The 11,682-nt window shown below is 69.1% G+C and carries 10 protein-coding genes; 4 read left to right on the top strand and 6 right to left on the bottom strand.

Going from position 1 to position 11,682, the window contains the following annotated elements; all coding sequences use genetic code 11:
* Nucleotides 1–183 precede the first annotated feature (183 nt).
* On the top strand, nucleotides 184–1,494 hold the full coding sequence (locus KPF22_RS29890) for an MFS transporter (RefSeq protein WP_224404044.1): 1,311 nt from the start codon (nucleotides 184–186) through the stop codon (nucleotides 1,492–1,494).
* Nucleotides 1,495–1,510: 16 nt separating this feature from the next.
* Here the strand turns inward: KPF22_RS29890 and KPF22_RS29885 are convergent, their stop codons facing one another.
* From KPF22_RS29885 to KPF22_RS29875, 3 genes are all read right to left on the bottom strand, one after another.
* Nucleotides 1,511–1,948 carry a hypothetical protein gene (locus KPF22_RS29885; RefSeq protein ID WP_224404043.1) on the bottom strand — a complete coding sequence of 146 codons (438 nt, stop codon included), beginning with the start codon at nucleotides 1,946–1,948 and terminating at the stop codon, nucleotides 1,511–1,513.
* A gap of 95 nt (nucleotides 1,949–2,043) precedes the next feature.
* Nucleotides 2,044–3,708, bottom strand: a complete 1,665-nt coding sequence (locus tag KPF22_RS29880) for a thiamine pyrophosphate-binding protein (protein ID WP_224404042.1) — start codon at nucleotides 3,706–3,708, stop codon at nucleotides 2,044–2,046.
* Nucleotides 3,701–5,176, bottom strand: a complete 1,476-nt coding sequence (locus KPF22_RS29875) for an aldehyde dehydrogenase family protein (protein ID WP_224404041.1) — start codon at nucleotides 5,174–5,176, stop codon at nucleotides 3,701–3,703. Before KPF22_RS29875 ends, KPF22_RS29880 begins: the two co-directional genes overlap by 8 nt.
* A 198-nt stretch (nucleotides 5,177–5,374) precedes the next feature.
* Here KPF22_RS29875 and KPF22_RS29870 point away from each other — a divergent pair, with 198 nt between their 5' ends.
* A complete protein-coding gene (locus tag KPF22_RS29870) occupies nucleotides 5,375–6,730 on the top strand; it encodes an SLC13 family permease (RefSeq protein WP_224404040.1) in 1,356 nt (451 codons plus the stop codon).
* On the opposite strand, the gene KPF22_RS29865 is transcribed toward KPF22_RS29870, so the two are convergent.
* Nucleotides 6,708–8,069: an MFS transporter gene (locus KPF22_RS29865; RefSeq protein ID WP_224404039.1), complete on the bottom strand. Its 1,362-nt coding sequence runs from the start codon at nucleotides 8,067–8,069 to the stop codon at nucleotides 6,708–6,710. The two genes, KPF22_RS29870 and KPF22_RS29865, sit on opposite strands and share 23 nt — an antisense overlap.
* 27 nt (nucleotides 8,070–8,096) lie before the next feature.
* On the opposite strand from KPF22_RS29865, the gene KPF22_RS29860 reads away from it, so the two are divergent.
* The gene (locus KPF22_RS29860; protein ID WP_224404038.1) at nucleotides 8,097–8,747 is read left to right on the top strand and encodes an isochorismatase family protein; all 651 of its coding nucleotides are present in this window, start codon (nucleotides 8,097–8,099) and stop codon (nucleotides 8,745–8,747) included.
* Nucleotides 8,748–8,751: 4 nt separating this feature from the next.
* Here KPF22_RS29860 and KPF22_RS29855 read toward each other — a convergent pair whose 3' ends face one another.
* Together KPF22_RS29855 and KPF22_RS29850 are read right to left on the bottom strand one after the other, a co-directional pair.
* Nucleotides 8,752–9,234, bottom strand: a complete 483-nt coding sequence (locus KPF22_RS29855; protein WP_224404037.1) for a MarR family winged helix-turn-helix transcriptional regulator — start codon at nucleotides 9,232–9,234, stop codon at nucleotides 8,752–8,754.
* 4 nt (nucleotides 9,235–9,238) lie between these two features.
* On the bottom strand, nucleotides 9,239–10,861 hold the full coding sequence (locus tag KPF22_RS29850; RefSeq protein ID WP_224404036.1) for an FAD-dependent oxidoreductase: 1,623 nt from the start codon (nucleotides 10,859–10,861) through the stop codon (nucleotides 9,239–9,241).
* A gap of 249 nt (nucleotides 10,862–11,110) precedes the next feature.
* Here KPF22_RS29850 and KPF22_RS29845 point away from each other — a divergent pair, with 249 nt between their 5' ends.
* Nucleotides 11,111–11,452, top strand: coding sequence for a DUF485 domain-containing protein (locus KPF22_RS29845; protein WP_224404035.1), 342 nt, complete (start codon nucleotides 11,111–11,113; stop codon nucleotides 11,450–11,452).
* Nucleotides 11,453–11,682: the final 230 nt, after the last annotated feature.

Here is an 11,682-nt window from a genome sequence, read left to right as displayed (position 1 = left end):
GATCGACGCCACGTCAGAAGAGTCAATTGGCTGCGCGACTCAGGTCACACCTGCGGGACTTCCGTGTAACCAAGGTCACGCGAGCTGGTGACTGCCGTCGGCTCAGTACCCGGGTGCATTGACGGACTCGAGCGCGCTCCGCACATTTCTCCGGTATCCCACCTCGACGCAGAGGAGTCCCGCATGGACGAGAAGACGCTCGAACCCACCGCAGTCGAACTACTGCCCGGTTTCCGTCGCCGGGCCGTACTCGCCATCGGCGCTGGCAACCTCCTGGAGTGGTACGACTTCGCGGTCTACGCGTCGCTGGCAGGCACCCTGGGGGTGTTGTTCTTCTCCTCGGAGTCCCCGCTGGTTGCGCTCCTGGCCACGTTTTCCGTGTTCGCCGTCGGCTATGTCGCCCGTCCGGTGGGCGCGGTCGTTTTTGGCAGGCTGGCGGACAAGCGTGGCCGCAAGATTGCCCTGGTCCTGGTAATCACTCTGATGGGCGTGGCGACTGTCCTGGTCGGTCTAATGCCGACTTACGAGACGATCGGGGTGTTGGCGCCGATTCTGCTAAGCCTGGCCCGAATCGCGCAAGGAATCTCGGTGGGGGGTGAATTCTCGACGTCGATCTCCTATCTTGTAGAGATCGCACCGACCGGCCGCCGCGGGATCTACGGCTCAGTCGCGTACTTGACCGCGTGCCTAGGGTTCGGCCTGGGGCTTGCGGTGGTCTACCTGCTCAACGGCGTGCTCGGTGCCGAGACCTTACTTGAGTGGGGTTGGCGGATCCCGTTTCTGTTGAGCTTCCCGCTGCTGCTGATCGGAATGTATCTGCGTCGTCGCACCACAGAGACCCCCGCCTTCGCCACACTGCAGCGCGCCAGTGAGGTGGAGGAGTCACCGCTGCGCAGCACTCTGCGCAGCGAGTGGCGCCCGATGACCCGACTGTTTGGCATGATGATCGCCTTCGCAGTTAGCTCCTATACCGTCCTGGCCTTTGTGCTGTCCTTTCTGCTCGTGGTGCAGCGGCAGCCAGCCTCGCTGGCCTATTCCTCGGTTCTGGTCGCCACGGGGATCGGATCGCTGATGATTCCATTCTTCGGCGCGCTCTCCGACCGCGTCGGGCGGCGACCGGTGCTGTTGGCCGGCGCGGTCGGCCTGATCGTGCTCGCGCTGCCGGGCTACCTGCTGATGTCGGCGGGTGAATTCTGGGGCGCGACGCTCGGCCAGCTGCTGATCTGGCTGCCGGTCGCGGTATTCTGCGGCGTCTTCCCGGCCGCGTACTGTGAGCTATTCCCCACTCGGCGTCGCTCCACCGCGGTCGGACTTCCGGTGGCGTTGGGCACCGCGATTTTCAGCGGCACCACCCCGCTGGTGAGCACCCTGCTGATTGAGTCTACCGGCAGCGTGGTCGCCCCGGCTTGGTACCTGATCAGCGCAGCGGTTGTGAGCATGGCGTTTCTGTGGGGGCTGCGGGAGACGGCGGATGGGGAGCTTGACCCGGTCTGATGCCTTGGCACCGGGGTTAGTCCGGAGTCCTCGGCTGATGCCACAAAGCCCATGCGGCGAGCAGGCGATTGAGGAGGGGAAGGGTCACCAAGACCACGGCGGGGACGAGAACACCGGTGAGTAGCAAGGTACGCAGCAGGACGGGCCACTCATCGAGCAGGGGCATGACGAGGTGGTTCATCACCAGTGCGATCGGGAACAGTGCAATCCAGATCAGCAGGGTCATCCGCAGCCGGGAGGGGCCGCGCGGGGCCCAACGCGCCAGCTCGTCAACCGAGAACGTGCGGGGTCGATCCTCGGTGAGCTCATCCACCTCGGCGAGGAGGCCGTGACGGGCGGCGCAGCGCTCCCAGCGCAGTAGGTCCTCGGCGGAGGCAAAGGTGACCCCGATCCGCACGGTGACCTCCTCGCCCGCTCGCTCCTCGCTCACGTACGTGGCGAGGTGTCCGGGCATGGCCTCTGCCTCCCGGCTCAGCCGCTTCGCCCAGGCGGCGAGTCCCGGACCGCGAGCGGTCCGGGCCGTCAGCACGCTGACCGGAAGCGGCCGGCTCACTTCGCCGCCGGCGGGACCAAGCCGGGCGGCAGGCCCTCCATCCGGTCCTGGACGACATCGATCAGCACCGGCCCGGGGTGGACGAGCGCCTGCTCGAAGGCGTCGGCTAGTTCTTCGTCCGAGGTCACCCGGATCCCCAGAGCACCGGTGAGCTTGGCGTACTCGGCGAAGTCCGGGTTGTCCAGAAAGACGCCGTGGTACCGCTCGCCGTGCGCGGTGCGCTGCCGGTCCCGAGTGTTGCCGTAGGCATAGTTGTTGACGATCACGTTGATGACCGGGATGGCCTCGCGGACACAGGTCTCCAGGTCCTGGGCCACCATCCAGAAGCTGCCGTCGCCGCTGAGCGCGACCACGCGCTCGTCCGGCCTGGCCAGCGCCATGCCCATCGCGGCGGGGAAGCCCCAGGCCATGGCCCCGCCTGCGGAGCCGTAGTAGCTGCGGGGTCGGTCGAAGTCGATGTGGCGGGCCACCCAGGGACCGAAGGTGTGCACGTCCTGCACCAGCACCACACCCTCCCGCGCGGCGAGCCGCTGCACGGCGTGGGTGAGGGCGACCGACGACACGGTGGCACCGGGCTCCGGTGCGGCCGGCAGCACCGAGGCCTCGTCCAGCTCCTTGCGCAGGGCTGTGCGGCGCTTCCGGCGGCGGGTGTCGAGGGCGGGGTCGCCGCCCAGCGCCGCCACGGCGTCGGTGAGCGCGGCGGCCGCCGCGCCAGCGTCGGACACGATTCCGATGGCGGGTGGGTAGACTCGGCCGAGTTCCTCCGAATCGATGTCCACATGCACGAGCGCGGCTTCCGCGGGTACCAGCGTCCAACGCTTGGTGGTGAACTCGGAGAACCGGCAGCCCAGCGCCACCAGCACGTCCGCCTCGTGGACGAGCCGGTCGGACACCTCGTGGGCGCCATAGCCGAGGGCGCCGAGGAAGGCGGGGTCGTCGTTAGGGACCGATCCCTTGCGCAGCCAAGTCGTGACGAGCGGGGCGCCGGTCGCCTCGGCCAGCGCGAGGAGCGCGGCCGGGGCGCCCGCGCCGCCGCCCGCGATGATCGCCGGGCGCTCGGCGCTCGCCAGCAGCCGCGCGGCCTCGGCGATTCCGTCGGGCGCGGGTGCGGGGAGGTGGACCCGGGTGCGCCGGCCGGGGGCGGCGTCGGTTGCCGCTTGCAAGACGTCGAGAGGCAGGGACACGACGACCGGGCCCGGCCTGCCGGAGACCGCGGTGCGGATCGCGCGCTGGAGCAGCTCCGGGATGCGCTCGACGTGGTGGATCTCCACGACCCACTTGCAGAAGGGCTTGAACGCCGCGACGACGTCCATCTCCTCGAAGGAGCGACGCTCGGTGATCGTGCCGGGGACTTGGCCGATCAGCGCGACCATGGGGATCGACTCGTCGTGCGCGTTCTGCACGGCGATGGAGAGGTTGGCGGCGCCGGGCCCGCGTGAGGCCAGGCACACCCCGGGAGCGCCGCCCGCGCGGGAGAAGCCGTCCGCCATGAACCCGGCCACCTGCTCGTGGCGGGTGGACAGGTAACGCAGCTCGGGATGGACTGCGATGCTGTCGATGAGGTCCATCACGGTCGTCCCGGGCAGCCCGAAGACGTGGGTGGCGCCCTCCGCCGCGAGGCAGTCCGCGACCAGGTCGGCGCCGTTATTGCCCTCAGACAAGGACGTTCACCGCCTTGAGCTCGGTGTAGGAGAGCAGCTCCTCGACGCTCTCCTCGCGCCCGACGCCGGAGGACTTGGTGCCGCCGAAGGGCATGCCCCAGAAGTGCCGTGACGACCCGTTGATCCACACGTAGCCCGCCTCGAGGCGGTCCGCGAGTGTGACGGCGGTGGAGACGTCCCGGGTCCAGATGCTGCCAGTGAGGCCGAACTCGACACCGTTGGCGATACGGACCGCGTCGTCGAGGTCGTCATAGGTGAGAACCGACATCACAGGACCGAACACCTCCTCCTGCTCGATGCGCATCCCCTGCCGCACATCCGTGAGGATCGTGGGCTCCAGGAAGTACCCTGCCTCGAGCCCGTCGGGGCGCTTGCCGCCGTATGCCACGGTGGCGCCCTCGTCGGTGGCGATCTCCACGTAGGAGCGGGCCTTGTCGTACTGGGCCCGGGACGCGAGCGGGCCCATTCGGGTGGCTGGGTCGACAGGCGAACCAACTGAGATTTCCTTCACCTGTGCGAGCACACTGTCCAGAACCTGGTCCGCGACGGAGCTGTGCAGCAGCACGCGCGAGGTGGAACCGCAGGACTGGCCCTGCGACCAGGCAAAGTTCATCCCGTTGACGATGCCATTGGCGGCGGCGTCGAGGTCGGCGTCGGGGCACACGATGAGGGCGTTTTTCCCGCCGAGTTCCAGGCTGATCTCTTTGACGCCCACCTCCGCGGCGTCCCGTTGGATAATCCGGCCGACGCGGTCCGAGCCGATGAAGCCGATGCGGCGCACCAACGGGTGCTTCACCAGCGCGCTCGAAGCAGCAGGGCCGCTCCCCGTTACGACGGGCAGCAGGCCGGCGGGCAGGATGTCCGCGGCGAGTTCACCGAGCCTCAGCGCGGACAACGGGGTGATGTCCGACGGTTTGAGGACGACGGCGTTTCCCGCCATCAGCGGGGCCGCCACCTTGGACGCGGCGAAGAAGAACGGGTGGTTGAACGGCACGATCCGGGCGACGACCCCGAACGGGGCGCGCCGGGTGTAGTGCAGGTTCTCGGCGCTGGCCGGAATCGTGGCGCCCCCCAGGTGGGAGGCGAAGTCCGCGAAGAGGTCGAGAACCTCGGCGCCCCAGGCCACGTCGTTGTACATGGCGGTAACCGGGTTTCCGGAGTCCAGCGCGTCGAGCATCGCGAGCTCGTCCGCGTGCGCCCGAATCACCTCGGCGAGTGTCCGCAGCCTGCGGCCCCGCTCCCGCACGTCCACGTGTCGCCACTTCGCGGCGGCGTCGGCCGCGCTGCGCACCGCCTCGTCGACGTCGGACGGGGCGGCGTCTGGCGCCGCGGCCAGCGTCCGCTCGGTCGCCGGGTTCTCGACCACGTAGGTCACTCCGCCCTCCGCGGCGCGGAACCGGCCGCCGACCGGGAGCGTCCACTCCCGGTCGGCGACGGTCGCGCTCGCCGGGCCAGTCGTCGTCGACATGCACATCTCCACTTCGAGGAAAGCTACTCTGGTGGACAGAAACTAACTCGAAGGCGAGACGTGGTCAACGGAGGTCAGGGTTGACAGCCGTAGAGCGATGGCAGAAAGTCTCTCCGCCATACAGAAACATGGACCAGACCACCAGAGCACCGCGCCGCCGAGGAGGGCGGATCTTGCGGGCCGAGTCAAGGGAGACCGGTGTCCATACATGTCATCGCAGTAGTTGCACTCGTCCTGATCTTCGTGATCGGGACGCTCCGACCTGTCAACATCGGCGCGCTTGCGCTCATCGCAACGTTCCTGGTCGGGACTTTGGTCGCCGGGGAGAGCGTCAAGGAGCTCCTCGTGGGTTTCCCACCGGACCTCTTCGTCCTGCTAGTCGGGGTGACCTACTTGTTCGGGCTCGCCTCCGTGAACGGCACAATCGAATGGCTGATCGATCGAGCTGTCCGGCTGCTGGGGGACCGGCCCGTCGTGGTCCCGTGGATGATCTTCGTATTCTCCGCGATCCCGACTACCGCAGGTGCCCTCGGACCGGCGGGCGTCGCAATGCTCGCTCCGCTGTGTCTGCGCCTGGGCGAGCGATATGGTATCGATCGGCGAATGACCGCGCTGATGGTCATGCACGGCTCGTGCGCGGGAAACTTTTCGCCGCTCAACGGGCTTGCTGTGATCGTCCGGCAAGCGCTCGTCGCCAACGACCTCAGTGTCTCGTCCGGCGCACTCTTCCTCGGCAACCTGGCCTACAACGTTGCGCTCGCCGTCGTCATCTATTTCGCGTTCGGTGGCATGCATCTGATCCGCGAGGCTCGTCGATCGACCACCGGCCTGCCCGTGAGCGGACCGAGACCGGCAAATGAGTCCATCGGTGGGCCTGCGGGTGGGGGAGTGAGCACGTCCGAGGGCACCGTGGTGGTCCAGAAGGCGGCCGAGGTCGAGGAGGCCCCGCGCGTTCCCCTTCGTTTTGACCAGACGATCACACTCGTGGTGATCCTAGCCGTCGCTGTCGGTGCGCTGGTGTTCAACCTAGAGATTGGCTTCATGGCGTTGCTCGCGGCGGGCTTGCTACACGCCCTGTTCCCCGCTCGCTTCGAGGAGGCGGACAAGCGGATCGTGTGGAGCGTTGTGCTCCTGATCTGCGGAGTGGTCACGTTCGTCGGGGCGATGCAGCGCTATGGCACGGTGGACGTCATCGGGACCGGCATCGCCGGCCTCGGGGCGCCGCTACTCACGGCGTTTCTGCTGTGCGTGGTCGCGGCGTTCACCTCGGCGTTCGCCTCGAGCGCTGGCCTGCTGGGGGTGTTGATCCCGTTGGCGGTCCCGTTCATCGTCCAGGGCGAGATCGGTACGGCGGCGATGATCATCGCGCTGACCGTCTCGGCCACCGTCGTCGACTCGACGCCGTTCTCGTCGGTCGGGGCGCTCACTCTGGCCAACGCACCGGAGGCTGAGCGGCGCACCCTATTCCGGGTGATGTTGGCCTGGGGTATCAGCATGGCCGCCACTGCGCCCATCGCCACCTGGCTGATCTTCATTCTGCCGAGCTCGCTCTGAGCGAACGGTCAAGGGCGGTGAGCGCGAGGAGGACCACGGCGATCCCCGCGCTCACCGCTCCCAGACCGACCAGCCCCATGTCTGTCGCCTGCTCGCCGAACACGACGGTGAGCAGCCCTGTGGCCAGCATGGCGCCGAGGTACTGCGCGGTGCGAGAAAGCCCGGTGGCAGTGCCGAGTTCCTTGGTGGGAGACTGCCGGTAGACAGCGAGCTGGTTGGTGACCGAGGCTAAGCCCTGCGGAAGCCCGAACACGACGGGAACCAGCACCAGCATCGCGAGAGGCGCCGCGGAGTCCACGACGACGAGCAGGAGCCCGCCGGCGAGCATCCCGGCGGTGCCAAGCAGCATCGGGGTGCGGACGCTCCGGGTCCCGGCAAAGAAGGCCAGGACCGCGCCGACTCCGGAGAGCACCAGCATCACCGTCCCGCTCGCCGCGGCGGACAGGCCCCGCGCCTGCTCGAGCCACTGCGTATAGCCGAACAACACGGCGTAGAGCACGGTGAAGGTGAGGACGAACCGTAGGTAAGTCGCGGCAAGCGGCCGGTTGCGGGCGATCATGCGGATGTCGAGGAGGGCGGCCGGGGTGCGGGATTCGACGACCACGAGCGCGGTTCCCGCGCCGATCGAGGCGACCAGGACGAGCCAGTCTGGGCGGGGTAATCCCATCAGGAAGACCATGAGGAGCCCCAGCGTGGCGCCGAACAGCCCGGTGCCGGGAAGATCCAGACGGCCCCACTCGACCGGGCCCCACGGGTGGTCCCGGGGCAGGGCGCCGAGGGACAGCGCCAGCGTCCCGAGCCCGAGCAGGACGTTGACTAGGAACGTCGCCCGCCAGCCCCAGAATTCCACGAGCACCCCGCCGACCGCCGGGCCCAGGGTCAGGGTGAGCAGGCTGGTCGAGGTCAGCGTGCGCAGCGCGCCCGCGGGCTCGGGCAGGCCGAGTGCGTGCGCCCGGTCCCGGATCATGGTCAGGGCGGAGGGGTACGCCGCGGCGGTGCCCAATCCCACCAGTACCCGCGCGACGACGAGCACGCCGAGCGTGGAACCGAGCGCGCCGACCACACCGGAGACAGCGACGAGTACCGTGCCCGCCAGGAACACCCGGCGAGGCCCCAGGACGTCGGACAGTCTGCCCGCGACCGGCTGACCCAGAGCACTGGCCAGATACATCGCGCCGACGAGCCAGAGCGTGCTCGCCGCGCCGACGCCGAGGTCCCGGCCGATCGAGGTCAGGGCGGGGGCGATCATCGTGGAGTTGACGGGATTGGCCGTGGCTCCGACGCAGAGCGCCAGGACGAGCCTGCGACCGACCGAGTCGGACGGGGGCTGGTCGGGCATGGTCCATTCACAATAGGAGGAGGGTCGATGGCGACGACGGTGGGGGCCGCAGCAGAGTTCGCGCGGCTGAGGGCGGAGTTTCGGGACAAGGGGCTCGGCGGGCGGGTGGGCTTCGGCAACCGGCCCGCCCTGCTCGTGGTGGACATGACCTGCGCGTTCACCGATCCCGACGCCCCGCTGGGCGGCAATCTCGGACCGCAGCTGGCAGCTATCTCGGCGCTGCTCGAGCCCGCGCGGGCGACGGACCTGCCGGTGATCTTCTCGACAGTCGGCTACGAGGACGGGCTCGCCGACGCGGGCATGTGGATCCGCAAGATCCCCGCGAACCGGACCCTGCTCGCGAGCAGCCCCGGAACAGCCGTCGACCCCCTCCTCGGGCGGCGACCTGAGGAGTCCATGCTAGTCAAGAAGTTCCCCTCGTGCTTCTTCGGCACGGACCTGGCCACCCGCCTGCTGTCCGCTGGGGTGGACACTCTGCTCGTCACGGGCGCCACCACCAGCGGCTGCGTGCGGGCCACGGTGGTGGACGCCTGCTCGTACGGCTTCCGCACGATCGTCGTCGAGGAGGCGGTGGGGGACCGGGCGGAGCTGCCGCACGCGGCCGCGCTGTTCGACATGGACGCCAAGTACGCCGACGTCGTCGGGCTCGACGAGGCAGTGGCGGCGCTGCGAGGCTGACCTGTCAGCCGTCGGCCGCCACCGGGCGGGACCGGGCGGGACCACTCTGCTGGGCCCGCTCGAGCTCGTCCTGCAGCCGCAGGAGCGGCTCGACGGCCGCGCCGATCGCCGCGCGGTCCGCCTCCGAGAGCCGTCCGAGGACGGTCTGGAGGAGGGCGGCGCGGCGCTCGTCCCAGACGTCGATCACGTCCCGGGCGGTGGCGGTCAGCCGCAGCCGGGTCGACCGGCCGTGCCCTGGGCTCTGGCGCACGTACCCGACCTCGACCAGCGCCCGGACCAGGGTGGACACCGTGTTCGGGGCGAGCTGGAGCACGTCCGCTACCGCGCGCACGGACAGGTCCGGGCTGTCCTCGAGCACCCGCAGCACTTCGACCTGCGCGTACGGTACGAGGGGAAGCGGCGGGTCCGCCCGCACCGCGCGCCGGATCAGGCGCGCGAACGGGTTCAGCACCCGAGGGACTTGTCGGACCAGCTCGTCGGTCTGCACGCGCTCAGGATGCCTCACGGACCATGTGCTCGACCGCCAGCAGGCTGAACGTCATGGCCCGGCAGAGCGAGTAGCCCGCCTGGTAGCCGGCGCCGTAGTCCACGAACGCCGCGCAGTTGCCCGACGCGTACAGCCCCTCGATGGGCTCCTTACGCGCGGTGAGCACCCGGGCGTCCGTGTCGGTCATCAGGCCCGCCGACGACAGCCCGCTCGGCCGCAGCTCGATGCCGTAGAACGGCGGCTTGCCGACCGGGCCGAGGTTCGGGTTCGACCGGGTCAGGTCGCCGGTGTAGTACTGCGCCCACGGTGCCTCGCCGCGGTGGAAGTCCTCGTCGACTCCCGTCTCTGCAAACGCGTTCAGCCGGTCCACGCTGGCCACGAGGCCGCCCGGGGCCACACCGAGCCTGCCCGCGAGCTCCTCGAGCGAGTCCGCTCGCTCGACCCAGTCCGGCACTACGCCGACCTCGTACCCGCCGAATGAGTAGTGCTCGGTGTAGCCGCTGTCGAAGACCAGGTAGCAGGGCTGGTTGCGGTAGGTGTGCTCCCAGACGTCGAAATCTCGCAACGCGTCGAGCATGCTCTGGAAGTAGGACTCGTCCGCGAACCGCTCACCGTCCTGGTTGACCACAAGGGTGTGCGGCTTGGACAGCTCCTGGATGCCCGCCAGCCGCAGGAAGGGCTTCGCGTCCGGTCCGTCGCCCGGCATCGGGAAGCCCAGGAACAGCGCCATATGCCTGCGGATCACGTGCAGGCCCGCGCCCAGCCCGGTGGCCATCAGGAGCGGGTCGCCGGTCAGCGTGTCCGGGAACATGCTGATCCAGCCGGTGATGTCCTCGAACCGGTCGATCAGCTCTGGGTTGGACTCGTAGCCGCCGCCCGCGAGGACCACCCCGCGGCGGCCGCGCACCCGCCGCCCGTCGGCGGTGACGACACCGACCACCCGGCCCTCCTCTCGGACCAGCTCGGCGACGCCCGTCGAGAGTTCGATCGGGACCGAGTGGTCCAGCAGAAGCTTGATCAGGTTGGCGGCGAGCCCGGACCCGAAGCCGCGCAGGTCCTTCGCGTGCCGCTCGGTCATCAGCTCGGGATCGAAGTTACGCGCGTTCCCGATGCCGCCCCAGGCGATCGCCTCCTCGAACGTCGCTCCCATCGGCAGCTCGGGGGAGACGAGGACTTTATCCTGCCAGTCCCCGAGTTCCTCGCCGGAGATCAGCGCCGTCTCCACCATCCGGCCCTCGACCCGGGAGCCGGGCGCGTGCCCGTGGTAGTGGTCCGGCAGACCGCGGACCAGCTGGAACGGCACGCCGAGCTCGGTGAAGTAGCGCAGCGCGCGCGGCGACTGATCGATGTAGACCTCCTGGTGAGAGTCCACCTGGTAGCCGCCACCGAGATGTCGCATGTATGCCATGGTGTCCTCGCGGGTGTCCGCCAACCCCGCCTCCTCCTGGAGGTGGTTGGTCCCCAGCCACAGCCCACCGTAGGAGTACGTGGTGCCGCCGCCCGCCTTATCCGCCTTCTCCACGACCACCGCGCTCAGCCCGGCGGCGTCCGCCGCCAGGGCGGCGCAGCAGCCCGCCATACCCGATCCGACGACCACCACGTCGTACTCGTCCGCCCACTCTGTCACGACAGCCTCCTCGCCTCGTCGGACATAGGTCTAGCACCTGTCACAGAGCATTGGATGCAGACCATGACCGGTTTGCACAGTGTCGTGGTGGCTCTGACCTGGAATAACAGAGGATCAGGACGACTTTCTCACGCGTTCTTCGACTGTGATCAGAATCACTTTGTGCTTGCTTGCGCGCGATCAGTAGCTGGAAGAGTGATGCTCTGCACACAAGAATGATTTGTTCTCACCGGCGAGAGGGATCGTGCGATGGAGCCGAGTTCCGTGGTGGAGGGCCGCCCCGAGGCGGCCGAGCCCGATTGGTCAGCGATCGCGAACACCCCGGCGTTCCGCCGGTACCGGCGCGCCCGGTGGCGGGTGGCTCTGGCCTGTCTGGTGCCGTTCGCGCTGTTCTTCTTCGCGCTGCCCGTCCTCACAGGGACGACCCGACTGTTGAGCGGCTCCGCGTGGGGCTCGGTGACCTGGGCGTACCTGTGGGCCTTCGCTCTTTTCGTGGTCGGCTGGGTGGTCTCGGCGATCTACGGCCGCCGCGCCGCCGCGCTCGACGCACTCGCGGTGCAGGCGGTCCGCGAGGCGGGGGAGCAGCGGTGACCGGGCGTTGGGACGTCCTCGTCGGCGGCGCGGGCCCCTCGGGCGCCGTCGCGACCAAGGAGGTCACTCGCGCGGGGTATCGGGTGATCTGTCTGCAGCAGGGCGACTGGACGCGCCGTGCCGAATACACGGGCGCCAACCCGGAGCGAGAGCTGACCGGCCAGCGGGACTGGCACCCCAACCCCAACATCCGGCGGCGACCCGGCGGGCCCCGGTGCTACCCGAGCAGG

The sequence above is a fragment of the Pseudonocardia sp. ICBG1034 genome, assembly GCF_020131375.1.
GTDB classification, from domain to species: Bacteria; Actinomycetota; Actinomycetes; order Mycobacteriales; family Pseudonocardiaceae; genus Pseudonocardia; species Pseudonocardia alni.
The sequence above is the reverse complement of the archived record's forward strand: the minus strand, read 5'-3'. Positions and strand labels throughout refer to the sequence as shown.